Origin of the sequence: Leptotrichia sp. HMT-225 (genome assembly GCF_030644325.1) — a bacterium.
In the GTDB taxonomy this organism is placed as follows: domain Bacteria; phylum Fusobacteriota; class Fusobacteriia; order Fusobacteriales; family Leptotrichiaceae; genus Leptotrichia; species Leptotrichia massiliensis.
Genome location: NZ_CP130323.1, coordinates 677,231 through 701,907, shown reverse-complemented (window position 1 = coordinate 701,907; position 24,677 = coordinate 677,231). Strand labels below are relative to the sequence as shown.

46 protein-coding genes are annotated in these 24,677 nt (G+C 29.0%); 17 read left to right on the top strand and 29 right to left on the bottom strand.

All coding sequences use genetic code 11. The annotated features are described in order from the left end of the window. Positions 1-116 precede the first annotated feature (116 nt). From QU666_RS03480 to QU666_RS03375, 23 genes are all read right to left on the bottom strand, one after another. A complete protein-coding gene (locus tag QU666_RS03480; RefSeq protein ID WP_021769686.1) occupies positions 117-692 on the bottom strand; it encodes a minor capsid protein in 576 nt (191 codons plus the stop codon). Further along, positions 685-1,917: a hypothetical protein gene (locus QU666_RS03475; RefSeq protein WP_036071393.1), complete on the bottom strand. Its 1,233-nt coding sequence runs from the start codon at positions 1,915-1,917 to the stop codon at positions 685-687. The genes QU666_RS03480 and QU666_RS03475 overlap by 8 nt, the downstream gene beginning before the upstream one ends. Positions 1,918-1,931: 14 nt before the next feature. Beyond that, complete coding sequence (locus QU666_RS03470; RefSeq protein WP_021769688.1) at positions 1,932-3,134, bottom strand: PBSX family phage terminase large subunit; 1,203 nt, start codon at positions 3,132-3,134, stop codon at positions 1,932-1,934. Further along, positions 3,127-3,864 carry a hypothetical protein gene (locus QU666_RS03465; protein ID WP_021769689.1) on the bottom strand — a complete coding sequence of 246 codons (738 nt, stop codon included), beginning with the start codon at positions 3,862-3,864 and terminating at the stop codon, positions 3,127-3,129. The genes QU666_RS03470 and QU666_RS03465 overlap by 8 nt, the downstream gene beginning before the upstream one ends. Further along, entirely contained in the window at positions 3,857-5,422 is a 1,566-nt protein-coding gene (locus QU666_RS03460; RefSeq protein WP_021769690.1) for a DNA methyltransferase, read from the bottom strand. Before QU666_RS03460 ends, QU666_RS03465 begins: the two co-directional genes overlap by 8 nt. A gap of 95 nt (positions 5,423-5,517) precedes the next feature. Then, a complete protein-coding gene (locus QU666_RS03455) occupies positions 5,518-5,709 on the bottom strand; it encodes a hypothetical protein (RefSeq protein ID WP_021769691.1) in 192 nt (63 codons plus the stop codon). A 38-nt stretch (positions 5,710-5,747) separates the two neighbouring features. Next, positions 5,748-6,167: a hypothetical protein gene (locus tag QU666_RS03450; protein WP_021769692.1), complete on the bottom strand. Its 420-nt coding sequence runs from the start codon at positions 6,165-6,167 to the stop codon at positions 5,748-5,750. Between the two features lie 2 nt (positions 6,168-6,169). After that, positions 6,170-6,403, bottom strand: a complete 234-nt coding sequence (locus QU666_RS03445; RefSeq protein WP_021769693.1) for a hypothetical protein — start codon at positions 6,401-6,403, stop codon at positions 6,170-6,172. Between the two features lies 1 nt (position 6,404). After that, on the bottom strand, positions 6,405-6,677 hold the full coding sequence (locus tag QU666_RS03440) for a hypothetical protein (protein ID WP_021769694.1): 273 nt from the start codon (positions 6,675-6,677) through the stop codon (positions 6,405-6,407). Next, entirely contained in the window at positions 6,674-7,393 is a 720-nt protein-coding gene (locus tag QU666_RS03435) for a putative HNHc nuclease (RefSeq protein ID WP_021769695.1), read from the bottom strand. Before QU666_RS03435 ends, QU666_RS03440 begins: the two co-directional genes overlap by 4 nt. Beyond that, complete coding sequence (locus QU666_RS03430; protein ID WP_021769696.1) at positions 7,360-7,536, bottom strand: hypothetical protein; 177 nt, start codon at positions 7,534-7,536, stop codon at positions 7,360-7,362. The genes QU666_RS03435 and QU666_RS03430 overlap by 34 nt, the downstream gene beginning before the upstream one ends. Positions 7,537-7,595: 59 nt before the next feature. Continuing rightward, entirely contained in the window at positions 7,596-9,443 is a 1,848-nt protein-coding gene (locus tag QU666_RS03425; RefSeq protein ID WP_021769697.1) for an AAA family ATPase, read from the bottom strand. 119 nt (positions 9,444-9,562) lie between these two features. Beyond that, positions 9,563-9,637 (bottom strand): hypothetical protein, encoded by a 75-nt coding sequence (locus tag QU666_RS11770; RefSeq protein WP_370528902.1) that lies wholly within the window; start codon positions 9,635-9,637, stop codon positions 9,563-9,565. 32 nt (positions 9,638-9,669) lie between these two features. Further along, on the bottom strand, positions 9,670-10,182 hold the full coding sequence (locus QU666_RS03420) for a Rha family transcriptional regulator (protein WP_021769698.1): 513 nt from the start codon (positions 10,180-10,182) through the stop codon (positions 9,670-9,672). Next, positions 10,182-10,397, bottom strand: a complete 216-nt coding sequence (locus QU666_RS03415) for a DUF3310 domain-containing protein (protein WP_021769699.1) — start codon at positions 10,395-10,397, stop codon at positions 10,182-10,184. Before QU666_RS03415 ends, QU666_RS03420 begins: the two co-directional genes overlap by 1 nt. Further along, complete coding sequence (locus tag QU666_RS03410) at positions 10,384-10,881, bottom strand: nucleoside triphosphate pyrophosphohydrolase family protein (protein ID WP_021769700.1); 498 nt, start codon at positions 10,879-10,881, stop codon at positions 10,384-10,386. Before QU666_RS03410 ends, QU666_RS03415 begins: the two co-directional genes overlap by 14 nt. Then, positions 10,882-11,067: a hypothetical protein gene (locus tag QU666_RS03405; RefSeq protein ID WP_021769701.1), complete on the bottom strand. Its 186-nt coding sequence runs from the start codon at positions 11,065-11,067 to the stop codon at positions 10,882-10,884. A 14-nt stretch (positions 11,068-11,081) separates the two neighbouring features. Further along, complete coding sequence (locus tag QU666_RS03400) at positions 11,082-11,444, bottom strand: hypothetical protein (protein ID WP_021769702.1); 363 nt, start codon at positions 11,442-11,444, stop codon at positions 11,082-11,084. 208 nt (positions 11,445-11,652) lie between these two features. Continuing rightward, positions 11,653-11,832: a hypothetical protein gene (locus QU666_RS03395; RefSeq protein WP_021769703.1), complete on the bottom strand. Its 180-nt coding sequence runs from the start codon at positions 11,830-11,832 to the stop codon at positions 11,653-11,655. Positions 11,833-11,840: 8 nt separating this feature from the next. Continuing rightward, a complete protein-coding gene (locus QU666_RS03390) occupies positions 11,841-12,065 on the bottom strand; it encodes a hypothetical protein (RefSeq protein ID WP_021769704.1) in 225 nt (74 codons plus the stop codon). Positions 12,066-12,073: 8 nt separating this feature from the next. Beyond that, entirely contained in the window at positions 12,074-12,835 is a 762-nt protein-coding gene (locus QU666_RS03385) for a cell division protein ZapE (protein ID WP_051285851.1), read from the bottom strand. Beyond that, on the bottom strand, positions 12,747-13,538 hold the full coding sequence (locus QU666_RS03380; protein WP_036071397.1) for a helix-turn-helix domain-containing protein: 792 nt from the start codon (positions 13,536-13,538) through the stop codon (positions 12,747-12,749). Before QU666_RS03380 ends, QU666_RS03385 begins: the two co-directional genes overlap by 89 nt. A gap of 114 nt (positions 13,539-13,652) precedes the next feature. After that, entirely contained in the window at positions 13,653-13,919 is a 267-nt protein-coding gene (locus QU666_RS03375) for a hypothetical protein (protein WP_021769707.1), read from the bottom strand. A gap of 70 nt (positions 13,920-13,989) precedes the next feature. Between QU666_RS03375 and QU666_RS03370 the strand changes: the two genes are divergently transcribed. Next, complete coding sequence (locus QU666_RS03370; protein ID WP_021769708.1) at positions 13,990-14,328, top strand: hypothetical protein; 339 nt, start codon at positions 13,990-13,992, stop codon at positions 14,326-14,328. Between the two features lie 32 nt (positions 14,329-14,360). Here QU666_RS03370 and QU666_RS03365 read toward each other — a convergent pair whose 3' ends face one another. The 5 genes from QU666_RS03365 to QU666_RS03345 all read right to left on the bottom strand — a co-directional run bounded on the left by QU666_RS03365 (position 14,361) and on the right by QU666_RS03345 (position 16,950). After that, positions 14,361-14,633 (bottom strand): hypothetical protein, encoded by a 273-nt coding sequence (locus QU666_RS03365; RefSeq protein WP_021769709.1) that lies wholly within the window; start codon positions 14,631-14,633, stop codon positions 14,361-14,363. Positions 14,634-14,977: 344 nt separating this feature from the next. Beyond that, a complete protein-coding gene (locus tag QU666_RS03360) occupies positions 14,978-15,418 on the bottom strand; it encodes an FxLYD domain-containing protein (protein WP_021769711.1) in 441 nt (146 codons plus the stop codon). Continuing rightward, a complete protein-coding gene (locus tag QU666_RS03355; protein ID WP_036071399.1) occupies positions 15,415-15,828 on the bottom strand; it encodes a hypothetical protein in 414 nt (137 codons plus the stop codon). Before QU666_RS03355 ends, QU666_RS03360 begins: the two co-directional genes overlap by 4 nt. Positions 15,829-16,082: 254 nt before the next feature. Next, positions 16,083-16,508, bottom strand: a complete 426-nt coding sequence (locus tag QU666_RS03350; RefSeq protein ID WP_021769713.1) for an ImmA/IrrE family metallo-endopeptidase — start codon at positions 16,506-16,508, stop codon at positions 16,083-16,085. A gap of 16 nt (positions 16,509-16,524) precedes the next feature. After that, the gene (locus QU666_RS03345) at positions 16,525-16,950 is read right to left on the bottom strand and encodes a RodZ family helix-turn-helix domain-containing protein (protein ID WP_021769714.1); all 426 of its coding nucleotides are present in this window, start codon (positions 16,948-16,950) and stop codon (positions 16,525-16,527) included. Between the two features lie 192 nt (positions 16,951-17,142). On the opposite strand from QU666_RS03345, the gene QU666_RS03340 reads away from it, so the two are divergent. Beyond that, positions 17,143-17,457: a hypothetical protein gene (locus tag QU666_RS03340; RefSeq protein WP_021769715.1), complete on the top strand. Its 315-nt coding sequence runs from the start codon at positions 17,143-17,145 to the stop codon at positions 17,455-17,457. 140 nt (positions 17,458-17,597) lie between these two features. Beyond that, on the top strand, positions 17,598-17,915 hold the full coding sequence (locus QU666_RS03335; RefSeq protein WP_021769716.1) for a hypothetical protein: 318 nt from the start codon (positions 17,598-17,600) through the stop codon (positions 17,913-17,915). Positions 17,916-18,081: 166 nt separating this feature from the next. On the opposite strand, the gene QU666_RS03330 is transcribed toward QU666_RS03335, so the two are convergent. After that, the gene (locus QU666_RS03330) at positions 18,082-18,495 is read right to left on the bottom strand and encodes a hypothetical protein (protein ID WP_021769717.1); all 414 of its coding nucleotides are present in this window, start codon (positions 18,493-18,495) and stop codon (positions 18,082-18,084) included. A 134-nt stretch (positions 18,496-18,629) separates the two neighbouring features. Between QU666_RS03330 and QU666_RS03325 the strand changes: the two genes are divergently transcribed. From QU666_RS03325 to QU666_RS03260, 14 genes are all read left to right on the top strand, one after another. Beyond that, positions 18,630-18,902, top strand: coding sequence for a hypothetical protein (locus QU666_RS03325; RefSeq protein WP_021769718.1), 273 nt, complete (start codon positions 18,630-18,632; stop codon positions 18,900-18,902). After that, positions 18,899-19,033: a hypothetical protein gene (locus QU666_RS03320; RefSeq protein WP_021769719.1), complete on the top strand. Its 135-nt coding sequence runs from the start codon at positions 18,899-18,901 to the stop codon at positions 19,031-19,033. The genes QU666_RS03325 and QU666_RS03320 overlap by 4 nt, the downstream gene beginning before the upstream one ends. Positions 19,034-19,183: 150 nt before the next feature. Then, complete coding sequence (locus tag QU666_RS03315) at positions 19,184-19,936, top strand: hypothetical protein (protein ID WP_021769720.1); 753 nt, start codon at positions 19,184-19,186, stop codon at positions 19,934-19,936. Positions 19,937-19,969: 33 nt separating this feature from the next. After that, entirely contained in the window at positions 19,970-20,128 is a 159-nt protein-coding gene (locus tag QU666_RS03310; protein ID WP_021769721.1) for a hypothetical protein, read from the top strand. Further along, positions 20,097-20,690 carry an ERF family protein gene (locus QU666_RS03305; RefSeq protein WP_021769722.1) on the top strand — a complete coding sequence of 198 codons (594 nt, stop codon included), beginning with the start codon at positions 20,097-20,099 and terminating at the stop codon, positions 20,688-20,690. Before QU666_RS03310 ends, QU666_RS03305 begins: the two co-directional genes overlap by 32 nt. 3 nt (positions 20,691-20,693) lie before the next feature. Next, the gene (locus tag QU666_RS03300) at positions 20,694-21,059 is read left to right on the top strand and encodes a single-stranded DNA-binding protein (RefSeq protein WP_021769723.1); all 366 of its coding nucleotides are present in this window, start codon (positions 20,694-20,696) and stop codon (positions 21,057-21,059) included. Positions 21,060-21,121: 62 nt separating this feature from the next. Then, a complete protein-coding gene (locus QU666_RS03295; protein ID WP_021769724.1) occupies positions 21,122-21,721 on the top strand; it encodes a hypothetical protein in 600 nt (199 codons plus the stop codon). 12 nt (positions 21,722-21,733) lie between these two features. Continuing rightward, positions 21,734-22,042, top strand: coding sequence for a hypothetical protein (locus QU666_RS03290; RefSeq protein WP_021769725.1), 309 nt, complete (start codon positions 21,734-21,736; stop codon positions 22,040-22,042). Positions 22,043-22,083: 41 nt separating this feature from the next. Further along, entirely contained in the window at positions 22,084-22,263 is a 180-nt protein-coding gene (locus QU666_RS03285) for a hypothetical protein (protein WP_021769726.1), read from the top strand. Beyond that, positions 22,263-22,667 (top strand): YopX family protein, encoded by a 405-nt coding sequence (locus QU666_RS03280; RefSeq protein ID WP_021769727.1) that lies wholly within the window; start codon positions 22,263-22,265, stop codon positions 22,665-22,667. The genes QU666_RS03285 and QU666_RS03280 overlap by 1 nt, the downstream gene beginning before the upstream one ends. Continuing rightward, on the top strand, positions 22,664-23,221 hold the full coding sequence (locus tag QU666_RS03275; protein ID WP_021769728.1) for an HNH endonuclease: 558 nt from the start codon (positions 22,664-22,666) through the stop codon (positions 23,219-23,221). Before QU666_RS03280 ends, QU666_RS03275 begins: the two co-directional genes overlap by 4 nt. Next, a complete protein-coding gene (locus QU666_RS03270) occupies positions 23,218-23,412 on the top strand; it encodes a hypothetical protein (protein ID WP_021769729.1) in 195 nt (64 codons plus the stop codon). Before QU666_RS03275 ends, QU666_RS03270 begins: the two co-directional genes overlap by 4 nt. Continuing rightward, a complete protein-coding gene (locus QU666_RS03265) occupies positions 23,412-23,591 on the top strand; it encodes a helix-turn-helix domain-containing protein (RefSeq protein WP_021769730.1) in 180 nt (59 codons plus the stop codon). Before QU666_RS03270 ends, QU666_RS03265 begins: the two co-directional genes overlap by 1 nt. Positions 23,592-23,602: 11 nt before the next feature. Then, entirely contained in the window at positions 23,603-24,652 is a 1,050-nt protein-coding gene (locus QU666_RS03260; protein ID WP_021769731.1) for a site-specific integrase, read from the top strand. Positions 24,653-24,677 lie beyond the last annotated feature (25 nt).

Genomic DNA, 24,677 nt, shown 5'->3' with positions numbered 1-24,677 from the left:
TCCTTATTTTTTAGATTATTTGCTGTAACTCATAAATGATTTACAGTATTGATACTCTATAAATTTTTGAGATTTGACATCAAACAACTCGTAAATGATTTGTAATCTTTCAACTCTCAAGAATTTTGATTTATGTTTTCAATTTCCTCTTTTGTATCAGGAAAATAAACAGTAGCCCAACATCTGCATGCCGCTTCTTCCCCTGGAACTATTTCAGCATTATCCCAATTATAGATAACTCCGTCTCTTGCTTCGTGTGTCGGTCTAACACGTTCATCTCCCATTGTGTTCCACTCAAAATATTCGCTTTCGATTGCGATTATTTCTCTCAAAAAATCTTTGTAATAATTGCCAAGCATATTTCTAGCTCTAAATTTAGCGTTATTACTCAATTTATCTTTTAAATCAATTTTTTCCTTGTTTTCTTCAATATAATTATTTAAATTATTTTGCCAGTCTTTTATTTCTTTTATCTGTTTTACAGCTATTTCTGTATGTTTTTTCACATCTATATCTTTCGGTTTCTTAAATTTTTTCTCGTAAGAAATACTATAATTAACAAATATTTTCATCAAGTTTGAATAATCAACATCTATTTTTTTACCACTAAATATGGAAAATGCTGTTCTTCTAAAAAAATTAAATAATCTTTTCTCCACTTTATAATCCCATTTAAAATCCATTTTAATCATACAAACCACTCAAATCTTGCAAAGTATCATCTGTCACTTTTTCTATTAAATTTTTAAGTTTATACTCTTCATCAATGTCTTTTGCCTTGCTTATCACATCGAGAGCTAACGATAAAGTAGTTAATTTAGAGCTCTTTTCATTTTCCATAAATGTATCAAAATATGTATAATTATTTTCAGTCAATTCATCTGAACTTCCTGACAATTCCAATGCAATTTTGTCTAACTCTAATAAACTTTTTATGAAATCCTCTCTAAAACTTGCCACTTTAGTTTTAAGTCCGTTGTTTTTTAATAAATAAGTTTCTTCGCTCACATTTTGAGTTGCTGTATCTACCAAAAGATATTCAGGAAATAAGTTTGACAGTCTTTTTTCCAGTCTAGCTATGTCATTTTGCATTTCACTAATTAAAGGATTTGTTAATTCGATATATTTAAAACTAGCTTCCATTTCTTTTGAATTTTGGGTGTTGATAATTCTTTTCTTTTTATATCTCGCCTCTTCCAAAAGCTGTGCATTTTTCTTAATCTTTCCATTACTAGAATTAACATCTGCAAATTGTTTTACTCCATTTGCGTGAAGCCAAGGGTCTCCGTGTATTCCAAATATTCTCCCAATGTAACTTTCGGTTTCATTGATTTTATCTATAATATTTAATGCTTCAATTATATTGCTGTCGTTTTTAAATTTTGAAACAGGGATTTTATCTAAAATAAAAGGACTTTCAACTGTATCACCATCTATTTTTTCAATTCTTTTAACAGTTCCAGTATCAAGTTTTATATATTCCCTCGAATACTCCCTACTTTGCTCTTCTCCGTTTTCATCAAAATAAACTTGTTCCCCTTCAACTTTAAATTTCTTAATTTCTCCAAACACTTCTGAATATTCAACATCGTCTACATTGTGCAAAATATATCTAATTTGCTCGTCAGGAGTTAATATAACTTCAACAAACACTTCTTCATTCAAATACATCTCTTTAGCAATTTTTTTACCGAAAGTAGTCATTTGATTGATTTCCCAAATTTCTTTTAATTTGTCATTATCGATTCCCAAATCCTTTAAAGCTGTATTTGATAAAGCCTTTACAATATCTCGGATTGGATTGAATATTTCTACAGTTCCGTCGAACAGTCCTGGCATATTCTTATTCAAATTCGATTTGCTGTATTGTTCCCTGTCGTAATAAGTTTTAATCCTTGTTCTTTCCTCTCTAGTCACATTAGCCCTCCTTCCTAATATAAATAAGCAATTCCGCCTTCATCTTTTTTTAAGCTATATAAAACATATCTTATTGCATCCATTACATCGTCATTTTCTTTAAGCGGTTCATCATTTTTACCCCAAACATACGAGTATATCTCACTCTCAAACTTTCCTTTGAAGGCTTTCTTTGTAATTTTTAGCTTATTCCTTTTATACATAGCCCCAACCAAATCAATACCTTCTTTTACATCTTTTTTAGCATTTTCTGCATTTATTCCAAAATCTAATAACCCTTGTACATATTCAGTTCTAGCACTATCGCAAAATACTCTTGATACTTGGTACTCTTTATATTTCTGTAAAATAAGCATTTTCCAGTAATCAAAATACTTATGCTGTTTCGCTATAACTTCAACGATATAATAATTATCTTCAAAATCCACTCCAATAACTACCAATGTTCCATAATGTTCGAATCCCCAGTCGACTCCAATGTAATATTCCTTTATTTCAATATTTTCTATGTCCTTAATTATATTTTCTTTTTCAGAAAAATCTGCAAATACAACACCTTCTTGAGCTACCCACAATCCTAAAACATCTCTGTCGTAAGTTGCTCCTCGTGGAGTTGTCTTTTTAATAGAATCCACGTATTCTTTATTAAGAAAAACGTTATCATCAAGTTTAAAATTACTAACTAGAATATTTAATCTGCCATTTTCCAATCTATCTCCAGCGTTGTCGATATAATCCTTTTTAACAAAATGAGCAGGATTGTCAGGATTGGTATCAATAAATATTTTTGCACCTTCCCCTGATGTTCTTGAGAAGGCTTCTGTTATAAAAGTTTGGTGTAATGCTGTTGCCTCATTTATATAAGTACCATGAGAAGTCATACCTCTCATTTTTTTCCAGCTATCTGCCTTTTCTCCGCCAAATAAACAAACATTATTTCCAAAAAGTTTGAAACTTCCGTCTTTTTTTGGCTTAAATTGTTTTCCTAACATCGTTTCCCAGTCGTTCAAAACGTTTCTCCAAATACTTCCGCTAGTTGCTCCAATTATGATAAAGTTAAGATTTTGATTAGCGAATGCTGCAATATGTGATAACATCAGAAGATTATTTAAAAATGTTTTTCCACTTCTTTTTGCTCCTGTTAAAATTGTTATTCTCGGCTGTTCTTTATTAAACGTTTTTAATACTTCATACTGTTTAGGAGTTAAATCATTCATCTTTTTCAACCTTTTCTGTTATATTTTTTAACAACTCAATCATTTCTCTTTCTTTTTCCAAATCCTTAGTATCATCTTTTTTAATTTTAGTCTTTTCAATTTCTAATTTCTCTCTGGATATTTCTTCTTCAGCAAGCTGTCTATCAATCTCCAGAACCTCATAAGCAGTCAACATTTTTCCGGTTCGCATTAAATCATTTCCCATTTTTTTAATAGTTGTGTACGCTTTTTCGTATTCTTGTACTTTTTTAGTATCCATTTCTTGTGAATTTATTTCTTTGGTTGCTCTTACCACCAAATTTGCTTTTGCGGTCTCTGTTCCTTTTAATATCCTGTATAATTCGCCTTTATAAACTTCATCAGCTATTTGTTCAAGATACTTTTCTGTACGTTCTTTTCTTAGTTGTCTAATACTTTTTGCTTTGTTATAATAAGTACTCTTTTTTATTCCATGTTTTTCCAAAATTTCTTCTTTGGGAACATTATTAATTATGTCTGCTTTTATCTGGGTTTCTTTTTCATTTGCACCCTTTTGCTTTGGGGGTGCAATTTTCTTTTTTGGGGGTGCATTAGTTAAGGGTGCATTTATCTGTTTTTTTTTCCAGCCTTCTCTTTTTCTCCAGCTCTTCACAGTGTTGATGCTTTGATTGTATTTTCGACACAGTTCTGTGATTCCTATGCCGTTTTCATATTCTTTTCTTAACAGATCTCGTAAATATCGTTTATCCATTTTTATATTCTTCCCAATTTACAGTTTTTCCATTTATCTTTATTTCTTCCTCTCCTGTAAATTTTAAATATCTTTCTATAATTACTTGCACCCACTTGGTTTCTGATTCCATTAAATACGCTTTTCTATTTAATTGTTCACAAGCTATTAATGTACTTCCGCTACCTCCAAATAAATCTAATACTCTTTCATTTTCTCGGCTGCTGCTTTTTATTGCTCTACAACAGATGAATTGAGGTTTGGGAGTCGCGTGTCCTCCAGCATCTTTTATTTCTTCTTGAAATTCCGCTTGTTTGACTGAGCCATTTTCATACGTCCAAACGTTATTCATGCTATCGTGTGTATTGTCAAAAAAAGGTCTTGTCTCATTAAATTTTTGTTTTATGATTTCGTATTCCTTTCTTAATTCCGAGTACTCTTTTTTGAAAGCGTCGTACTCTTTTCCGTAGTTTTGCATTTTTTTATAATTTTCTTCAGTTGGAAATAACCACTGGCTTTTTGTAAAATAATGTTTTCCCATTTGGTTGTTCAAAACTTTTTTCCACACTTTAGTGCCGCCACATTTTTTAATTTCTTGTGCTAAATATTGCCTAATAAGTTCCCATCCTTCGTAATGGTTTTCTGAATTATCATTGAATCCTTGTACACTGTTCATTACAAATAGGCACTTTTCATCTGCTCTAGTGTACATTTTTAAAAATGATGTTTTTTGCCCTTGACTGTTCCCTTTATTCCAGGTAATCAGATTTCTGAATGTTATTTCGTTGTTTTTGATTTTTGGTTTTAGTATATTTGAATATATATCCATTAACGGCTCATCTATTCCCCAGCAGTACCAACTGCCATTTTCTTTCAAATTTTCAAACGATAAAGGAATCCATTTTTTATTAAATTCCAGTAAATTATCAAAATTTAAGTTATCGTTTGCCACACCATCCTTTTCTTTTTTCATTCCATACGGAGGATCTGTAAATACCAAATGAGCTTTTTTATTATCTAACAAGAGTTTTATTTGTTTTGAAACAGTACTATCTCCACACATTACTTTATGTTTTCCTAACTCAATCAAATCTCCTGTTTTTATTACAATATTTTCAGATTCAGCTATCTCCAAATCATCTTCAATAATTTCGGTTTCGTCTTCTTCCATCTCTTCGATTTCGTCTTCCATTATTTCTTCTAACTCCACTTCACTGAAGCCTAATAAATTTAAATCAAAATCAGCTATTTCCAGCTTGTTCAACTCGTACTGTAATTTTTCGATATTGAACTCTGTATTCATAGTTAATTTATTGTGAGCAATAGCATAAGCTGCTTTTTGCTCCTCTGTTAAATGATTTAATCTGATTACTTCAACTTCTGTATATCCAAGTTCTTTTAATGCCAAATATCTTCCGTGTCCTTCGATTATTATGCCTTTTTCATCAATAGCAATTGGATCATTAAATCCGAATTTTTGAATACTGTTTTTAATCTGTTCAATTTGCCGTTCAGGATGTTCTTTTGCATTTCCTGAATACTCAATTATTTCATTGATATTTATTCTCTCTATCTTCATTTTGCCCCCTTTCTTTGATTTTTAGACAAAAAAAGAGCCACTAAACAAATAGACTATTTCTAATCTATCTATTCAGTGGCTCACTCAGCTGAGGTTTATTTGCCCCTATGATATTTTGTTGTTGTGTATTGCCTGTCTTTTACTTTACCTTTTTTTATATATATAGTAATTTTGATATTATCTTCAAAGGTTTTTGCTGTTTTTAAATCTTGTAATAAATACAAAACTTCTTTATCTTTTAAAAGCTCATTAATATCTTCTTGTGTAAGTTCTTTTTTTGTGTTCAATTTTTACCTCCTAATTATAACCTATTTTATTGCTTTTTTCAAGTGTTTGAGTTTTGTTTTTTCTTGAAAAAATTTAAAATTTTAAACAATAATTTTTTTTGATGTTTTTTATCCGTTTCTTTTTGCTTTTGTTCCTGTTTTTCCTTTTCTTCGAGATATTTTGCCGCAAACTCAAGAAATCTTTTCCCTTCTTCTCGAATCATTTTCTCTGTAAATCCTCTTATCAATTCTAATTCCACTTCTTCTGTAAATTCTCTTTCAAAAAGTACAATTACTTGGTTGTTTTTAAATTTTTCTGGAAAGTGTTTTCTTAAAAAATTCATTTTAAATTTGTGAAATTCTTGTTGACCAAATTCTGTTAAATTTTCATAAAAAACTTTTTTTTCATCTATTAATTCATAATTTCCCACTTGTCCACTCCTCTTTGCCAATGTTGTTTTTAATTTGCACTCGTCCATTTTTACACTCTAATTGCAAAAAATACAATCAAATTTATTATTGCATAAATCAGCAGAATATTTAAAAACCAAAATACTAAAAAATACATCACATTGTAAGGTGTATAATTAATTTTAGTTATTCCTCTTAATTTCTTTTTTACATCTTCAACTAAAGCATACAGATAGCTGACTAAAAAGAAAACTAAAAATATTGTAACTGCCGCACTTAAAATTCTCGTTATTATTTCCAGCATTTTAATCCTCCTCTGTTATCACAATCGCATTATCAATTGTAACTCTGTGATTATTTTCGCTTATTAAGTTTAATGATATTCTTCCGCTCTCATCCGAATCTCTTACCCTTATCAGCCCTTTGTATTCCTTTAACAATTTTCCGTCAAGAGTATAAATTTGCACTGTCCTTTTTAGCCCTTTCGTATCACTCTCCCAATCTTTTTGAGTATCTTCCCATCTTGCACAACTTCCTAATAATCCTAAAATTACAATTCCTAATAATAATTTTTTCATATCTCCTCCTTAAATGCCTTAAAATGATTTTTGTAAATCTTTTTCAAATCTTTTACAAGTTCCACATTTAACCACACCCCTTCAATATAATATTTATTCTTAAACGTTTCCTTGCCTGTTGCGTGGAATTCCTGATGATGCTTGGCACATAAACTCATAAACGGTGTTTTTAATCCGTCACAGTTTTCATATCCTCCTATGCTTGCTACCGAGTTCCAATGATGTAGTTCTATTGTGCTGTACTCATTATGTTCTTTTCCGCATATACAGCAAACTCTTTTTCTCAAGCAGGCAATCACATATCTTTCAGTCATCTTATCTATTTCCAGTATATGCCTGTATCTTTTATCTCGCTTGTTCAAGATATATAAGTTAATATCATTTTCCAATGCCTGCTCTATTAAAAATGCTATAAAATCATTTGCGGTCTCCATATCACATTTGGCAGTAGAAAATTTATTCAAATCTCTGCTTATTGCAAATTGTTCTTTCTGATATTCTTTCATATCCAGCATAGTCCAGCCTAGTTCATCAGCAAATTGCTTTATTAACACATGTATCAGTCCGTTCTGTGCCTTAGACAATTTTTTTACAGGAATAACTTTGATTGGAAAATTATTAAGACGCTCTTCCAGCTGTTGCTTAAGTCCTGGATAAACTTTTTCTACGGCTAATGTTATTGTTATCTCGCTATTTTTGATTTCCGTGTAAGCCATTTCTTCTTAGCCTTCCTTTTCTTAATAAATTTAATACTTTTGAATAAATTGGCATTCAACTTCATGAAATTAAAATCACTTTCATCTACTTCAATTCCACTTAGTAATCTAATTTTTATTTTTTCCAACACATTCTCATCCATTTTTCCTCCATAAAAAAATCACAGCTAAATTAATAACTGTGATTTCAATTTATTTCAATTTACTTCAATTTTGATTTTATTTGGTTTATAAGAATATGAATATCCTCTCCCTTTCTATTTAAATCTTTTAATTCTTCATAAAATATTTCTTTTTCTTCGGATGTTGCAGAGTAATAAAACTCTATTAATCCTGTTTTTATTCCATTCGGATATTTATCTAAAATTTCTTTTATTTTAGGACTATAATAACTCTCCAATACAATATCTTGTTTTCCCTTATCCTTTGACCGATGTAATATCCATTTTTTACTTTCTCTTTTACCATATTCATTTTTATATTTTTCAAAAAATTTTCTTCCTTCATCATCATTATCAAAAATTACAGTATAATTATCTGTAATTCCACTAAATAAACCTATTAAAATACTAAGATTTGTAACTCCTACACCAGGAATAATCTTTATATTTGTATCCAACAATTCAATTTCCTTTAGCATCTCTAGAAATATTTTATCTGTCATTCCTTCTGTTATTATAATTTTTTCATTAAAATGTAATAATGGAAAATTATCTATTTTTAGAGCATTTATTATCGGTGTCATTTCTCCTAAATTTTTATTGTCTTCAATTTTAGTGATTCTTTCTAATATCACTTTTTCATTTTTTCTTTTTGCTATATGAACTTGATTTATTTTTATTACTTTTGGATTAACCATATTTTCTAAATGTGTTGTATAGAATATTTTGTTTTCTAACGATAATTCTTTCAATATTTTTACTAATTCTGACTGAAAAGTTGTATGTAAGTATACTCCTGGCTCATCCAATAAAATTATACTCCCATAATTTTCATCACTTATATGTTTCCAATTATATTTCATTTTAATGAAAAAATTGAAAAACCACTGAAATCCTTTAGAACGCATATTTACTGGAAATACCACTGTTCTTGGTCTTCCGTTTTCTCTTTTTTCTCTCAAATCATTTATTAAAAATTGGAATTCTTTATCTTCGTATTTTAAATCAATTTCTATAGTTTTAAATTCTTCTTTTATTCTGTTTTCGTGCATTTTATCCCATAAATTGGCTAGATTTTCATTAAGTTCATATTTTATATCTTCCAGCATTGTCCCTTTATCTGATAAAGTGCTATTCAAAAAGTCATTTACATTCATTTTATTTCTAGAAAATATTTCCTTGATGTACAAATACCAATCATCGTTTTCTTTGATTCTATTTGGAATCGCATCTTTAAAATCATCAATATATACTATATGAGGTAAATATTTTAAAATTGATTCTCCTATTAATTGTTCTATTTCTTCTTTTGGTATATAAAATAAAAGTTCTTCGATTGAATAACCATTTACTGATATTGTTTCATTAAACTCCTTGATTTTTAATTGTGAAATTAAATATCTATTATTGTACATACCATTTTGAGTAATTGAAAATTCTCTTGCGATTTTTAAACTATCTTCTTTTATATCAAAAAATACATTTTCCATAAAACTTAATAATTTATCTCGAATAAAATTTAAATATTGATGCTTTTTAAATTCACTATTATCTTTGTATCGGCTGTTAGAAACAAAATAATCTTCTTTTTGTGTAATTATATATCCTATTGCGTTCTCTATCAAATCGTTTTTATTTATATTTTCTATTTCGGCTTCGATAATAGGATTTTGTTTGTTTTCGAATTTGTTTTTTATATAGTCATAATTTATAAATTCGCCACTATATTGCTTGTCATTAAAGCAATCAAATGCAAATAATGCTTGTAAGATAGAGCTCTTTCCTGTTTCATTTAAACCTATTATTGGAACCAAATTTTGATTATCCAATTCTATTGTTAGATCTTTAATCGCCTTATAATTTCTTATTCTAAATTTCTTATATTTCATTGATTACCTCCTGTTTCTGATAATATTTATTATACCTAAAAATCTAAAAATTTCAAAATTATTTATCACAGTTATTATTCAGTTGTCATTGTCCTTTTATCAACTTAATCTCTTCTATCTCAATTCCTTAATTCCGCTTTTTCTATCCAGTTCTGTACGTATGCCAGTGCTTCAGTTAAGTCTTTTCTCTTAATGTCACGGTAGCTTGCAACTCCAAACCTGTCCTTTAAATCTCTGTAAATCGCAGGAAAGGAAACATTAAATTTCTGTCAGCGTCTATCACATCCAGCCTTTGATAAACTCTTATCGAAACCGCTTTTTGTAATTTTCTTTGTTCTGTGTGGTCTATTCTTATCTCGTTATCAACTTTATTTTCTACGATGTCAATTCTATGCTTGACGCTTTTCATTTCGTTTGCCTGCAATATGATCATGTCTTCGATTGTCATTGGTTTTTTTAATTCTTCTATTTTTTCAATAAGTTTAAATCTAGTTTCAGCACTGTATCTTGCTCCAAGCTGCAAGACACCTTTGTAATTCAATAAAAAGGCAGGCTGTTTTCTGTTAAAATTATCCGTATATTCAGTCGGCACAAAAATGAGCCGACCTCTTTCTTCTCCCAATTTATCTATTTCATCCCTGATATCTCTTAAAATACTTTTGTGATCTTTTCCTGTTATTTCCGCTACTTCTAAACTTGTCAATGTATTTTTAGCTTCTATGTTTATTAATTCGTTCATTAATTTTCATCTCCAATCATCATTTCAATGTATTTTTTTGCTTTCTTGAAGTCTTCGATTCCGTTTTTCTTATTCGCTCTTAACACGTATTTAATAATATTTCCGTGGCAGAAACTATTAAAATCTTTTACAGTCGCCTTTATTACATCAATCACTTCCACATCCAGCCCCTCTAATTTGTAGTGTTTTGGGCTATTTACATTATCGTTTTCCATTGTTTTTCTCCTTTTCAACAAATTGTTTCAAGTTAGGTCTAAAATAATTTTTCCCCTTAAGTATTTTTCCATCTTCCCTGAAAATTGCTTTCCCATTTTCAAGTTTACTCATATTACTTCTGTGAACTTCTTCAAATGCTTTCACAAAAATATCATTAAACTCATTTTTAAAGACTTTTTCAAAAATAAATTCGCTTTTATCGTTGCATCCAAAATAAATCACATTTACAGCAGCTTCAACATCGCCTTTACATTTTTCTAACAACGTCCCTATTAAGATATAGTACATGTCGCATACTGCATCCAGCATTTCAACCTTGTTATTATTTTTTTCTGCCACTTCATATTCTTTCAATTCTTCGTCAAATAACTTTTTTCTTAATTCCGTTCTTTCTTCAGTCATTTCTTTTTCCAGAAATTCCTGCTGTCCGAATGCTATGTAAAACTCTTTTACTAATCCAACTAATTTATTCCATTGTTCCATTTATTTCAACTCCTCGCAAAAAATCCTATATCCGTTATTATCTTTCAATTTTCTTCTTTTACACACTCTGAAAACACTGTCAAACATTTCAAACGTGTTCCCTTTTTTATATTTTTGATTTTCTTCCTCAAAATTTCTACAAAAATTGCTTTTAATACTGAATTTAAAAACTATATTTGAATTCATTTTTTAATTCCCTCCTATAAAATTTCTATCCTTACCCCTGCATTTTCCTTGTCGACTTCATAACCTAAGAACACAGGAATGATATTTTCCATATTGTCGTTCTCTATCCATTCGTTTTCCTGCATTAAATCTAACGGAAGCTGTGCAACATTCACATAGTCAAATGCCCTTTTGCTGTTTCTTATGAAATAAAATCCAATTTTGTAAGGCTTTTCTTTGCCTTTTAGCATTTCCCTGAACTTTATGCCTTTTTGCAACCATTCATCAGCCGTATTTTTCTTGTATTTCATTACAGTTTCTGAATTTATCAGCCTTTTGCCTGTCCAACGTTTGCTGTTTTTAGAGCTCGGAACATTTCCAGATATAAAAATTCTCATTCTTGCTTTTTTCTCCCTTCTTCCAACTTAAATTTATACAATTCATCAAACGAATATTCCAAAGCCTTCTGCAATTTATTTTCTGGAATATCCAAGTTAAATTGCTCTATGCTTTTGACTTTTCCGCGATGTCTTTTTATAAATTTAAGCCATTCGTTTTTATCTGTTGTTTTTAATTCGTTGTTGTCTATCCTTATACAAATGAGTTTTATTTTCGTTTAATCTGTTCCATTCCTCGTTTCACAAAGAAGTTGTTGTTTCGTTCCAACTCCTTCAGAAGTTCGTTATCTTCTTGTTGCAACTCTTTTAATTTCTTTTCAATAACCTTTCTTCTTCTTAAAATTTGTTTATTTCTTTTTACTAGGTCGTTTATTCTTACTGTTTTCATCTATCCTCCTAAAATATTTCTTCCTTGAATTCATGTTTCTTTAACCAGTTTCTCGAAAATTCTTTTTCTTCGTTTGTGCAGTTTGGTAAATTACATATTCCTTTGTGTACTCCTGCCCAAAAAGCCAAGTTATTTCTCGGCATATTTTTGTTATGTTTATGCATAAATTCTTTTATTTTGTCCATATCATAAGTCAATAATACCTTCTTTAATTCATCTTGATAACTGTTCATCTATCCTCCTAATAATATTTATCCCAAATTTCCTTACACTCGTCTATCCGCCTATCTTCCCATTCAAATTTATAATATTTACATCTTCCACGTATTCGACTAAATAGTTTTGCACTTCCGTTTATTCTCATAAAATCCTTTAGTTGATCATCGTTTAAATTTGTGTTTATAATAAACGATATTCTGTGCTTGCATAAGTAACTAAAAAACCTATAAAGTTCCTGTTTCATCCAGTCTGAAATCATTTCGTTTCCTAAATCGTCAAAAATAACCAAATCAGCTCTTTCAAATCTATCTAAAACAAAATTTTTATTGACATTCGGATTTTTAAAATTATCTGCTTCTTCATCCAAAAGTGCCTGCAATGATGTTTTATAAACCACGTATTTATCGCAAAGTTCGTGGTAAATGCAGTTAGTATAATATGTTTTTCCTGTCCCTTCATCCCCTGACATATATATCCCTGAACCAGTGCCTTTTATGTGTTCAAAGTTCTTACAGAAGTTATAAAACGATTTTCTAAATTCTTTTTCTGTTTTATTTATTACTTTAGAGTTTTTGAATCGATTATCAATCTCATCATCTTCAACTTTGGATATTTTTTTGAAAATCGGAATATCTGAAACTCTATTTGATTTTTTAAACTCACTTCTAGTTACGGTTTCTGCCATATATGATTTATTACCAGCCGTCATTTGATCTGTCAATTTTGACATTGTGCTTGTCTGCAACTTTTTGGCTGTTATTTCTCCAAGACTTGCTATTGCCATTATTATTTCCTCCTAAACTGTTTTTATAATTTTCTATCCATTCAACTGTTGCTGTTCTCCATTCCCTTGTTTCCATTATTTCTAAAGCTTCTTTTAAGTCACTATATAATGGAAATTCTTTTATGAGAGCTTTTAGCGGGCTTATTGTTTTTAATGATTTCCTTATTTCCTTACGATATTTTATAAATTTAAAAAGCAGCTGCTTATAGTTCTCATCTTTTTCCAATGACATCACATAACACTCAATATTGTTCAATTTTTCTTTTTTATATTTTTCTTTATATTGGGTATTTTTAATTGGGTCTTTTTCTATGGGTCTTTTTAGATTTACATTTTTGTCACTATCGGAAGTGACACCAGTGTCACCTAGGGAAGTGACATCCTTGTCACTATCATTTTTGTCATTATCAATTTTGTCACTATTAGAATCAGCGTTTTTTAAACAATAAATATTTGTCTGATTGAATCTTCTTTTCTTTTCAATTAATCCTTTTTCTTCCAGTTTTTTGATATATCTGATAACAGTTCTTTTATCTTTCCCAATTATTTCAGCTAACTTTTCTATGCTTGGAAAACATTTCCCTTCGCTATCCGCAAATCTGGCTAGGATCATATACATTGATTTTACTTCAAACGATAAATCTGTTCTGTCTATAAGTTCGTTTTCTATCCAAAACCAACCTCTTTTTCTTATATCACGCATTATTTTCCCTCTCCCTACATATTGTATTTTTAACATTTTTATGCTATAATGATTACAATATGTAGTAATTTTCATAAATTTCTTTTCAAGCACTTTTCGGAGTGCTTTTTTTTGTTACTTAAATTTTTCCAATCTCAATCTTTTCTGATCTCGAATTATAAAATATCCTTGGCTGTTAAAATATATTTCGTTTATTGTCGTTCTCTTAGTTCCGAAATCAAATAGCAGTACACTTGCTTCAGTTACTTTTCCGTGCCTTTTGCTAATCCTCTTAATCTTTTCTCTATCTCCTGTTTCTTCTAAGATATACAAATTTTCATATCTTAGGCACTTTTCTAAAAATTCTTCAAACATTTTTCCTCCTTGAAATTTATAATTCATTGTGATATACTCCCTATGTTAGCAACATTTTAGAGGAAGTGCTAATAATCAAAAGAAAGGGGGAATATATATGAAAATAAAATTCAAATCTAGTACTAAAAATTTTGAAGAACAACTTTACGATGCAATAAATTCAGAAATTTCTGAAAAACTCGGAACAGAAGTTGATATAAGAAAAAACACTTCTGTAAATGCTCCTGCTGACCACTTTTTTACACCTGAGTTTATACAAGCTGAAACTAACAATAAATTCCAAAATATAGAAGATTTTTTGGCTTATATTGATATTCGCAATACTCAGGATTTAAAAGAATGCCCTGATGAAAAAATAAATGACCATGTAAAAAAATTTACATCTTCGAGCACTTGGCAAGAACTTTTTGATAAAGCTGTTAAAAAAGTTTTATAATTTTAGACAGAGCCTTTTAAGGTTCTGCTTTTTTAAAAAATATCAATTGAGCCCGATATTCTTTTCAAAAATTCTTCAATCAATTTTTCAATCTCTTCTGTATTCAGCTTCACATCAATTCTTAATTCATTTTTCTTAACAGTTTCCGAAACTTCATTCTTCAAAGTTGCTGCTTCCACAAATTTCATTTTTACGCTATTAGAAATTGTGTCAAAATCTCTCAAAGTAACATTGTTTTCTTTTAATATTTCAATAATTTTCATTTCTATTATTTTGTTTTTTTTCATTTTTTCTTTAATATTCATTTCTCACACCTCCTTCCTTTTCTTTTGGATTTTGTTTTTGTAACTTTAACGTTACAAAATAATCAAAAAAATTAATCCTTTAAATAACTAAGGACTTCATTATATCTGTTTCTTCTATTTTGTTTTATGGCTCTTTTAAAGCCTTCATAACTATTGTATCCAAATTTTTCCATCACTTCTTTCATTGTTAAACCTCTTGAAAAAATAAGGCTTTTAATAGTCCTCATTCTTTTTTCTTCTATTTTCAATTTTATCACCTCAAAATCATTATACCTCATTTGTAACATTTTTGCAACAAAATTTTTAAAACAAAAAAGAAGCCTTTTACAGCTTCCTTTTATTTTTTAAAATCCTGATACTTTAGCATTGTCAATATTGCAAGTTTCTGGTTTCTCATTCCCTGCAAACATAGCTTTAAATTTCCATTTTCCGTTTGCTTCAATGTCGTTTACGTTTGCCAAAGCGTCTCCTAATTTAGCACCATCTTTATCATAGCACGGTATCATAATTTGAACATATCCTTTTTGTCCACCATTGTTTTTAAGAATACCAGTTACATAAGTAGCAAATTGATCCGATTTCGTTTTTACATCCGAAATTTCATACTCTTTTTTTGTTTCTTGCTGCGACTGTTGTTCTGTAGAATTATTTGTAGAGGACTGAGTTTCTTGGCTACTGCTGTTATTTTTCACTTCCACGTTATCTTTATTTCCGCTTGGTACACTTCCCACCGCCAAAACAACAAACAAGATACACCCTAAAACCAATCCCGCTTTCTTTTTCATAATTTCTTTTCCTCCTCAAATTTTTTTATAAAGTACATTGCGACTAAGTACAACGCAAACATATATACAACATCATATATATCAAAAGTTCCAATTACAAAACATAATTGTAATATTTCAGTTATAATGCTTCCAATAAAAATTATTGACAAAAGTATTCTGTTTTTAAAATAAATGCTCAAAAACATTGTGAAAGAATATACCCACAAAGCATCGGGTAATGAAAATAATATACTTTTCGGAATATATATTCTATATCTGTAAAAATTATTTCTCAAAGAATCTATTATAAAATCTAACTTTAAATAACTAAACCAATCAAACATTAATAAAGTTTTTTCTCTAAATAATACGTATATTACCGAGCCAACAAATATTGGTAAAATTATATGTAAAACTAATTTTTTCAATTTCTCCTCTACCTCTTACAAATTTTACTAAATTATATCATATTTCAAAGAAAAATAAAAGTATAAAAAAAGAGTTATTTTGCGGTTGAAATAACTCTACATTTAATTTAAAATATTATAATTTTAGCCTATATCGACTTTTAAAAAAATCATTGATACAGTACGATCCGCATATTATTTATAACACTTACGTCTCTCTTTGTCAACTACATTTTTTTACTAGTTTTAATAAATATCAGTGTTTTCTTTCATTTTTATTTCCCAAATCTACTTTTCAACTCCGCCAGTCTCATCAATGCTTTTTCTTCTTCCTTACCAACAAAATAATCCTCTAGTGGAATGTAATTAAATAAAAATTCTGCCAAAAATAAATTTGCTTCATTTTCTAGCTGGTTAGAAAATCCAAAAAAATTATCTTTCATAAAAGAAATATCTTTAGTCGGATGCTTCAATATAGCGTGTCCCAATTCATGTAACAACACTATAATCATCATTAATTCGGAAAGTTTGCTATTAATTATTATTAAACTAACTCCAGCGTTTCTGACATGAAAGCCTTTTATTTCTCCTAAATCCTGAAATATTATTTCGATTCCCGCTCTTTCGCAAATTTTAAAAGGATTTTTGGTTCTGTATTTTTCTATTAAATTTTTTACTCTTAATACAAAATTCTTTTTCATATTCCTCCAATAATGGCTATTTGTTGTTTTTTTTATCCCTTTTTATTTCTTTTGATCTAAAATATGCGTTATTCAAAGCAAGCATTAACTTGTCTTTGTCTTCTTCTGAAACATTTTCATCATTGAAGAAAAAGACAGCATTATCTTCTAAAAATTTCTCTCTTTGCAATTTTTCTCTTCTGTTCAATTGTAAAACCCTATCATCGTCTATTTTATCTAAGGCAGCACCAGCCAGATTAAACAATTCTATTTTATTTAGATTAAATATTTCTGCTAAAGCCGATAAAACTTTTATTGGAACTTTTTCGTGTTCCTCATTCTCTAATCTTTTTATGCTTGTGTGACTGTAATTAATATTTTTTCCTTTTAATTTATTCTCTACTTGTCGCAAAGTTAAATTTCTTTGCTCTCTCTTTTCTTTTAATAATTCCCCTAGTTTCATAAGTATTCCTCCTGCTTTCTTATTCTAATTTTACCACATTTTTTCAAAAAGTAACAATTTTGTTACAAAAAAGTGTTGCATTTTTGTTACAAATGTGTTATAATAATTTTGTAGTCAAGATAAGACTGCTTTTTTAAAGGAATTTATGTAACAAAAACGTTACAAAAAGTTATAAATAGGAGATGATAAAAAATGACAAAATTAGAAAAAGAGGTAAGAGGTATAATATTTGATTTACTTGATGATGAAGAACTAAAGGTAAATGAGAATTATGAAATCGAATATACTCAAGAATGGCTAGACAATTGGTTAAAAGAATGGTTGTCAGATGGATACACAAACGAGGAAGTGGCACAGATTCAAAAATACTTTGAAAACTTTGAATACGATGAACAAGTTGAAAAAAGCTATCAAGTTGGAGTAATAACATACGATAACGGACATCAGGAAGCGGAGTGGGAAGATGAAATTGTAGATGTAACTATAATAACTAAAAAAATAGCATAGGAGAGATGTAAAATGAAATTTGAAGTATTAGCGATTGTAAACGAAAACAACAAAAAGGTTTTAAAGGAAAAGGAAGAAAAGAAACTGAAAAACAGAATAAAAAAAATGTTTAAGAAATAAATTTAAAGGAGGTGATTGAAATGAAAACAGTAACAGATGAAATTATAGAATTGATGAATGATGAGGATTTATTAAAAAGAATCCTGAACACTCTTGATAAATCGAAACAACATATCGAATTTTACAGCAACGGTTACGGTGTTTCAATCGTCCCCGACATTAACAACGCAACTTTGTATCAGGTAGCGGTGCTAGTTGGTACAGAGGAAGAGTATGATGTTTGTTTTGATACTCCGATAACAGATGATGTTATTGAGGGGTTGTCAATTTTACAAGCTCACGAAATTGCTAAACAAATTTCAGAGCTTGAACCAAACTTTACTGGAACATTAAATTAATGTTTTACCAAACTCATTAGAAATAGTGAGTTTGGATAAGATATTAATTATCTTAAATAAATTTCGGGAGGAAAAATTATGAAAATAATAAAGAAAATTTTAAAAACGATAAAAGAACGAAACACGCTTTTTGATTTTTATTGGAAATTTATAGCTTCGTTCCTTATTACTTATTTGTTGTATCTTCTTTTTTCTTTATTAAATAAATAGAAAAAACCAACTCAATAACAAACCAAGCAACCGATAAAATTATTAAAGTGGTAAAAATGATATTTGCAGATATTTTTGTTTTTATTTTGTTTTCAATCAAAATATTCAGAAAACCAATTAAAGTCAAAAAGAAATTTATAACAGAAATTTTAATCAATCTTTGTTTGTTGATAAAAATAGAAATAGCTATAAATACACTGCTTACAGTTAACATAGTATTTAAATCTTCTTTATCAAAAGTGATTTTATAATAAAAAACAGACCCAAAAATTACTACTGACATGCAAAGAATAAATCCGAAAATCTCTTGTATTTTTTCTTTTGAAAATAAAATTGTTAAAAATATAATCAAAAATATAATTAAAAACATAATATCTCCTTTCTAGTTATTAAATAACGGCATTTAGGACAATTATAATATAAAACTGGCTATCTTTCAATAGCCAGAACCAAAAATTGTTGATTGAGGATATTGAAAGTATCAAAAATTTTTAGGAGGAATTTATGGATGGATTTTATTTGGCAACAGTGAATGAATTAAAAAAAGTTGCGGAAGAAGTTATAAAAGGAAAATATAATTTAAAAAATGATTTAGTAATGACTGGATGGGCAATTAAAATAGACGGTATTATAAATCGTATACAAGATATAAAATTGAAAGAAAAATTAGAAAAAGAATGTGAAAAAATTTGGGATGAATGGTATGAAAAAGTTCAAAAACAACTTACAAAAGACAACTTGGCAATACTGGATTCTTTAATGGGAGGAAGAATATGACAATAAGAGAACAGCTGGAAAAAGAAATGGATCAAGAAGAAATTAAGGAACTGGAGGAAGAAAATGCTAACAACAGCGAATGCAACAAAATGGATGATTTTGATACTGGCATCAATTTGGATTCAGATTGAAGTTATCCAAATCAAAGGGCACTGGATAGCAGGAGGCAATGTGACTTTTCCATTTTTAATGGCTATGCTGCTGTGGTGGTGTCCTAGAGTGATTAAAGATTTTAAAGGGCTATAAATAGGGGGTAATTTTAGAGAACAGGAGGATATGATTTGGGAGTACTCAGAAAAGCGAAAAAGAAAAAAATTAGAAACGAAATTTTAGAAAAAGCTGTTACCATGAGAGAGATTTCGACAGATGAAAACAGGAAATCAAAAATAATGATTATGATGTCTTTATCAAACTTATGCAAAAGCTACAGGAACTATTTCAAGATTCCAAAGATAACTGATAAAAATCTTGAAAACGGCGACACTAAAATAAAAAAGATAACGGAGGAACAGACTCTTTGGTACACTTTTGAACTTGAAGACGTTATACAAAGAAGTTTTAGAGCTTTAACTAGGTTAATCAATGAATTTGGATACGAAGATTTAAATAATCCTGAACAAACTGTTATAAAAGATTTCAAGAATGAATTTATTATTGTCGGTTTCAGGAAGGTATACGAGCAAGAACTCGCAGAAACAAAAAACAAATTTAAAAAATACTCAAGAACCAAATACAACACAACTGAAGTTGCCTTGAATCAAATGTTTATAATCTTTGCTTATTACAAGATTTTTAAAAGAGAAGTTGAGCAAAGGGAGTTCAGCAAGAAGACTGGAATGTACTTAAAAACATTGATTACAAAAACAGATAAGAAATTCAAGGAAATTGAAGAAGTTATCAAAGAAAGTGAAAGAGAAGACTTTGAAAAGGATATGCTGGAACTTCTGAAATCAGAAGAAGTAGGGCTTAAAATAAATTGGATAGGATACAACAGAAAACAAGCGTTAAAGTTAAAGAAATGTGAAGGTCTGTAAAAAGGGGAGAAATATTTTAAAGGAGAAAAAACAATGTTTACAGATGATTATATAAAAAAGCAAAATACAAGTCTTGATTTTTTTAAGAATGCTGCTAAGAATTTACAGGAACTCAACAAAGAATTGAAACAAGACAATGATAAATGGGAGGAAAAGGATAATGAATATTTACGAAAAATTACAAAAGGCTAGAGTCGAATTACAAAGTTTAGGATTAAAAATGGGAGGGCATAATAAATTTGCCGACTTTAAATATTTTGAACTAAAAGACTTTTTGCCAAAAGTGAATGAAATATTTGAAAACTTAAAACTTTTTTCAAAATTTGATTTGCTAGAAAACGAAGGTGTATTAACTGTAATTAATACAGAGAAAACGGACGAAACAATCACTTTTGTAACTCCAAAGGCTGAAATAGTTTTAAAAGGACAGAATGGATTACAAATGATAGGAAGTACACACACTTATTTAAAACGTTACTGTTATCTAAACGCTTTAGAAATAGTGGAAGACGATATGATTAACGCAACAATTGACAAAGATAAGCAACAAAATAAACCTAAAGAATATTTGACAGAAGAGGAGAAAATCCAAAAAGCGGTTAAATATATAAACGAACATTTAAAAGGAAATGAAAAAGAAATAGACAAATATTTACTCGCTAATTCGACAGACAATTTAAGCAAAGTTCCAATTAAAGATTTAGAAAAATTATGTAACTATATAAAAAACAATAAGCAAAAGAAAGGAGCGTAGATTATGAATGTAGCAATATTAATGGGAAGATTAACACGAGATCCTGAACTAAAATATACGTCAAACGGAAAGGCATACGCAACTTTTACATTAGCTGTGCAGAAAACAAAAGATGAAGCCGAATTTATCGACTGTATAGCCTGGGAAAAGACGGCTGAGAATATAGCCGAATATTTTGGGAAAGGCAACAGAATATTAATACAAGGACGTTTAAGCGTAAACAGTTATGAGCAGAACGGAGAAAAGAGGAAATTTACAAGGGTTTTGGCAAATACTTTTGAATTTATTGACAGCAAAAACAGTGGTAACAGTCAAAATAATAACAGAAATCGTTATGATTCTGATGAGGACGAAAGCTTTCCTTTTTGATAGCAATTACAAAAATAAATAAAAAATTATAAATTATAAAAATAGAGATAGGAGAAAATAAAATGAGTAAAGAATTAAATTTATATCCATTGAGCGCAGCAGGAAAAAATATTGAAAGAGCATTTTTAGAAGACGAAATTGATGAACAAACATTAAAAGATACAAGGGAAATGTTGGTAACGGAAATTGAGGACGAAGGAGAGGCAATTGTTCAAATTTATAACAAATTTATAAATTATCTAGGACAAGGAACAGGAGAAAATAAGATTGTTGGAGCAATTGACAAGGAAATTGAAAGACTGAAAAATCTAAAACAGTTCTATACAAAAGGATTTGAAAGATTTTCCAAAAATGTAGTCGAAGTAATGCGAAGCTGTGGGATTGAATCAGGGCAGTCGAATGGAGTACAAACAGAAAGCGGAAGAATAATTTTTTTAAGAAAAAGTAACCGTGAGATAAAACCAAATCCAGAAGAAGTGCCTAGTGAATTTCAAATATATAAATTTAAGCCATTCCAGCTTAGTTTTGAGGAATACTCACAACTTCCTAATAGCTTGAAAGAAAAATTACAAATAAGTGAAGTGAGCATTGATAAAAAGCCTTTTCAGGAAGTATTTGGGGATTTTGAAAAAGAAGAAAATTATAGTTTAAAAATAAAATAAGGGAGAATAAATATGATAGAAAAAAAGGTTTATCCAAGCTGGGCATATACTGAAAATCAGTACGAAAAAAGAGATATGAATAAAAGCATTTACAAGGAATTGACAGAAAAATACAAAATTAATAAATATGCTTCTGAAAATATAGAAGAATACGATATAGCATTTGAATTTAATGGCTTTGGTTATGCTAACAAGTCATTTAAAATTTTGTCAAACAAGGCTGGATTAAGTTCAGATGAACTGGCTCTTATAGCCGATGACGGAAATTTATGTTTCGGGTACAAAAGAACTGGAAATATAATAAAAATTTATATTGATTAAGACAAAACAGGAGAATGAACAATGAGTTGGAAATGTAAAAAATGTGGTGGAGTTTTTTTACTCAAACCACAAAAGGAAAAATAATAATAACGGAAATGAATAAAAAAGGAGAATTGAAAGAATATGAAGAAAATACAATAAATTACGGAAGATTTACTTGCGATAATTGTGGTAAAAAAGGTAAATCAATCAAAGAAATAGCCAGTTGGGAGGACGAATAATGAGAGAAATAAAATTTAGAGTATTTATTGATTACAAAATATTTTATCAAGATAAGTATGACGAATACGGCGATAATTTAACTTCGATTGACATTTGTAAAAAGACAATAACAATTACTGGATTTCACAATTACGAAAATGTATATAGATTCGAGGATGAAAAAGTAAAATTGATGCAGTATACAGGACTTAAAGATAAAAATGGCAAAGAAATTTATGAGGGGGATGTGGTAAAATTAGTGCATTTTAAAGATGGTAGAAAAAAAGAAACTGGGAAAGTGATTTTCTTGCATAGTCAAGCAGGTTTCGGAATAATTGACAGGGATGGTAACGAATACCCTTTGTTTAGAAATACTGCTAAACAGATTGAAATAATAGAGAATATTCAGGAGAACAAGAGATGATAAAACAACAAAGAAAAATAAAATTTATAAATGATTGCGATGCAATTGTTGACACATCTGAATTAGAAAAAGCGATATTATGGTTTCAAAAATCATTTACCGCAAGTAAAAAGCATATTTATAAACATGGAGAATACTCTTGTATAAGTATTCAAAAACAAAAAATACACGTGCATAGATTGTTAATGATGTACTGGTTAAATATAAAAATACCAAAAGAATACCATGTTCATCATGAAAACGGAAACAAATTGGATAACCGGAAAGAAAATTTATCATTAATTCTAAATAGTACACATTTAAAGCAGCATAATAAAGGAAAGAAAGTTTCTGAAAAAACAAAAAGGCTAATAGGAGAGGCGAACAAAAGAAGGAAAGGATCAAAATTTGGTATTACAAAAAAAGGAGTTTCTTATCAAAAAATATGGGAACTATACGAAAAAGGGTTTTCAATCAACAAAATTTCAAAAATTTTAAAATATGAATGGAGTCGGGTAAAAATCAGAATAAATGAAATAATAGAAAATCCTGAATTACTGAAGGAAAATAATTGATAAAACACGCCGAAATTTACAAAATCAAAATCGAAAATGAAATAAGGTATGTTGCAAAAATGTATGTCACTTATAGAGACGAAATGATAGATAGTTTTAGCAGCAGCTGTTTAGAAAAAGTTGTTGAATATTTAATAAGCAAAGAATACGTTATAACAAATTATTTTGACATGACGGAAATGGAGGGATAATGAAGATAAAAAAATATTTTTATAATGCCAAGGATATTATGAAAATATTGGAAGTGAGTTTAAGCCAAGCTTATAAAGTGATTAGGGAGTTGAATGAGGAATTAAAACAAAAAGGAATACGTGTGCAACGTGGAAAAGTGGCAATTGAATATTTCAATGAACGCTACAAAATTGCTTAGGAGGTATTCGTATGTCCGTTTATAAAGAAAAGAATGATAAAAAATGGAAAGTTGAAATAAGAACTGTTGATTCCACAGGAAAAGCAATTAGAAAAAGGAAAAGCGGTTTTAATACAAAAAAAGAAGCAGTATTGTGGGAACAAGAATTTTTAAACAAACTTGCTTCAAATTCAAATATAACATTTAAAACTATGTGGGAAATTTACTTGGAAGATTGCAGACTAAAAGTAAAAGACAGTACAATTATTAGAAAAATACAGTTAATGAATAATTATATACTGCCTACTTTTGGAAATATTTTGATGAACGAGATAAATACAAACCACATCAGGAACTTTCAAAATGAACTTCTAGAAAAAAAACTTTCAAAAAATACTCTTAGAATTATTGAAAGCCAAGCGAAATGTGTATTTAATTTTGCAGTAAAATATTACAATCTTGAATCTAATCCTATGTCTAAAGTAAAAACAATTGGTTCAAGAAAAAATACTAGGGAATTTTCCATTTGGAGTTTGGAAGAGTTTCAAAAGTTTATATCAGTTATAGAGGATATACAAGATGTTGTGTTTTTTTCACTGCTATTCTGGACAGGTATGAGAGTTGGCGAAGCAATAGCTTTGAATATTAAAGATGTGGATTTTGAAAATAAGAAATTAAATATTAATAAAACAGTTTCAAGAAGTTTTAATGGAGATATTATAACAAAGACAAAAACAGAGAGTAGCATTCGTAAAATTGCACTTACAGATAAAACACTTGAATTATTAAAAAAACAAATAAATAGAATTTATAAGCCAGCAAACAGCCAAAGATTGTTTGATTTTGGAAGAGGATATGCTAGAAAAAGGTTTCTTGAATATATAGAGCTATCTAAAGTTAAAAAAATAAGAATGCACGATTTAAGGCACTCTCACGCAAGTTTTTTAATTCAGAAAGGTGTAAATATTTTAGCCATTTCCAAAAGGCTTGGACACGAGGACATCAAAATGACATTGAATACCTATGCTCACTTGTATGAAGAAGAAAATAAAAGAATGATAGATATTTTGAACAAAATTTAAAAATTCTATTCTGCCCCTTTTTTAC

Excerpts from the sequence above, each read along its gene's own strand:
- QU666_RS03310 (WP_021769721.1), top strand. The coding sequence starts at position 19,970 with ATGTTTACAGATGATTATATAAAAAAGCAAAATACAAGTCTTGATTTT.
- QU666_RS03305 (WP_021769722.1), top strand. The coding sequence starts at position 20,097 with ATGAATATTTACGAAAAATTACAAAAGGCTAGAGTCGAATTACAAAGT.
- QU666_RS03365 (WP_021769709.1), bottom strand. The coding sequence starts at position 14,633 with ATGAATATTAAAGAAAAAATGAAAAAAAACAAAATAATAGAAATGAAA.
- QU666_RS03460 (WP_021769690.1), bottom strand. The coding sequence starts at position 5,422 with ATGAAGATAGAGAGAATAAATATCAATGAAATAATTGAGTATTCAGGA.
- QU666_RS03405 (WP_021769701.1), bottom strand. The coding sequence starts at position 11,067 with ATGAATTCAAATATAGTTTTTAAATTCAGTATTAAAAGCAATTTTTGT.
- QU666_RS03330 (WP_021769717.1), bottom strand. The coding sequence starts at position 18,495 with ATGTTTTTAATTATATTTTTGATTATATTTTTAACAATTTTATTTTCA.
- QU666_RS03470 (WP_021769688.1), bottom strand. The coding sequence starts at position 3,134 with ATGAATGATTTAACTCCTAAACAGTATGAAGTATTAAAAACGTTTAAT.
- QU666_RS03275 (WP_021769728.1), top strand. The coding sequence starts at position 22,664 with ATGATAAAACAACAAAGAAAAATAAAATTTATAAATGATTGCGATGCA.
- QU666_RS03430 (WP_021769696.1), bottom strand. The coding sequence starts at position 7,536 with ATGGATGAGAATGTGTTGGAAAAAATAAAAATTAGATTACTAAGTGGA.
- QU666_RS03285 (WP_021769726.1), top strand. The coding sequence starts at position 22,084 with ATGTGGTGGAGTTTTTTTACTCAAACCACAAAAGGAAAAATAATAATA.
- QU666_RS03395 (WP_021769703.1), bottom strand. The coding sequence starts at position 11,832 with ATGAAAACAGTAAGAATAAACGACCTAGTAAAAAGAAATAAACAAATT.
- QU666_RS03260 (WP_021769731.1), top strand. The coding sequence starts at position 23,603 with ATGTCCGTTTATAAAGAAAAGAATGATAAAAAATGGAAAGTTGAAATA.
- QU666_RS03325 (WP_021769718.1), top strand. The coding sequence starts at position 18,630 with ATGGATGGATTTTATTTGGCAACAGTGAATGAATTAAAAAAAGTTGCG.
- QU666_RS03375 (WP_021769707.1), bottom strand. The coding sequence starts at position 13,919 with ATGAATTATAAATTTCAAGGAGGAAAAATGTTTGAAGAATTTTTAGAA.
- QU666_RS03340 (WP_021769715.1), top strand. The coding sequence starts at position 17,143 with ATGACAAAATTAGAAAAAGAGGTAAGAGGTATAATATTTGATTTACTT.
- QU666_RS03480 (WP_021769686.1), bottom strand. The coding sequence starts at position 692 with ATGATTAAAATGGATTTTAAATGGGATTATAAAGTGGAGAAAAGATTA.
- QU666_RS03385 (WP_051285851.1), bottom strand. The coding sequence starts at position 12,835 with ATGGCAATAGCAAGTCTTGGAGAAATAACAGCCAAAAAGTTGCAGACA.
- QU666_RS03420 (WP_021769698.1), bottom strand. The coding sequence starts at position 10,182 with ATGAACGAATTAATAAACATAGAAGCTAAAAATACATTGACAAGTTTA.
- QU666_RS03450 (WP_021769692.1), bottom strand. The coding sequence starts at position 6,167 with ATGGACGAGTGCAAATTAAAAACAACATTGGCAAAGAGGAGTGGACAA.
- QU666_RS03465 (WP_021769689.1), bottom strand. The coding sequence starts at position 3,864 with ATGGATAAACGATATTTACGAGATCTGTTAAGAAAAGAATATGAAAAC.
- QU666_RS03335 (WP_021769716.1), top strand. The coding sequence starts at position 17,598 with ATGAAAACAGTAACAGATGAAATTATAGAATTGATGAATGATGAGGAT.
- QU666_RS03400 (WP_021769702.1), bottom strand. The coding sequence starts at position 11,444 with ATGAGAATTTTTATATCTGGAAATGTTCCGAGCTCTAAAAACAGCAAA.
- QU666_RS03425 (WP_021769697.1), bottom strand. The coding sequence starts at position 9,443 with ATGAAATATAAGAAATTTAGAATAAGAAATTATAAGGCGATTAAAGAT.
- QU666_RS03265 (WP_021769730.1), top strand. The coding sequence starts at position 23,412 with ATGAAGATAAAAAAATATTTTTATAATGCCAAGGATATTATGAAAATA.
- QU666_RS03280 (WP_021769727.1), top strand. The coding sequence starts at position 22,263 with ATGAGAGAAATAAAATTTAGAGTATTTATTGATTACAAAATATTTTAT.
- QU666_RS03370 (WP_021769708.1), top strand. The coding sequence starts at position 13,990 with ATGAAAATAAAATTCAAATCTAGTACTAAAAATTTTGAAGAACAACTT.
- QU666_RS03345 (WP_021769714.1), bottom strand. The coding sequence starts at position 16,950 with ATGAAACTAGGGGAATTATTAAAAGAAAAGAGAGAGCAAAGAAATTTA.
- QU666_RS03390 (WP_021769704.1), bottom strand. The coding sequence starts at position 12,065 with ATGAACAGTTATCAAGATGAATTAAAGAAGGTATTATTGACTTATGAT.
- QU666_RS03300 (WP_021769723.1), top strand. The coding sequence starts at position 20,694 with ATGAATGTAGCAATATTAATGGGAAGATTAACACGAGATCCTGAACTA.
- QU666_RS03295 (WP_021769724.1), top strand. The coding sequence starts at position 21,122 with ATGAGTAAAGAATTAAATTTATATCCATTGAGCGCAGCAGGAAAAAAT.
- QU666_RS03380 (WP_036071397.1), bottom strand. The coding sequence starts at position 13,538 with ATGCGTGATATAAGAAAAAGAGGTTGGTTTTGGATAGAAAACGAACTT.
- QU666_RS03360 (WP_021769711.1), bottom strand. The coding sequence starts at position 15,418 with ATGAAAAAGAAAGCGGGATTGGTTTTAGGGTGTATCTTGTTTGTTGTT.
- QU666_RS03350 (WP_021769713.1), bottom strand. The coding sequence starts at position 16,508 with ATGAAAAAGAATTTTGTATTAAGAGTAAAAAATTTAATAGAAAAATAC.
- QU666_RS03415 (WP_021769699.1), bottom strand. The coding sequence starts at position 10,397 with ATGGAAAACGATAATGTAAATAGCCCAAAACACTACAAATTAGAGGGG.
- QU666_RS03410 (WP_021769700.1), bottom strand. The coding sequence starts at position 10,881 with ATGGAACAATGGAATAAATTAGTTGGATTAGTAAAAGAGTTTTACATA.
- QU666_RS03290 (WP_021769725.1), top strand. The coding sequence starts at position 21,734 with ATGATAGAAAAAAAGGTTTATCCAAGCTGGGCATATACTGAAAATCAG.
- QU666_RS03440 (WP_021769694.1), bottom strand. The coding sequence starts at position 6,677 with ATGAAAAAATTATTATTAGGAATTGTAATTTTAGGATTATTAGGAAGT.
- QU666_RS03435 (WP_021769695.1), bottom strand. The coding sequence starts at position 7,393 with ATGGCTTACACGGAAATCAAAAATAGCGAGATAACAATAACATTAGCC.
- QU666_RS03445 (WP_021769693.1), bottom strand. The coding sequence starts at position 6,403 with ATGCTGGAAATAATAACGAGAATTTTAAGTGCGGCAGTTACAATATTT.
- QU666_RS03320 (WP_021769719.1), top strand. The coding sequence starts at position 18,899 with ATGACAATAAGAGAACAGCTGGAAAAAGAAATGGATCAAGAAGAAATT.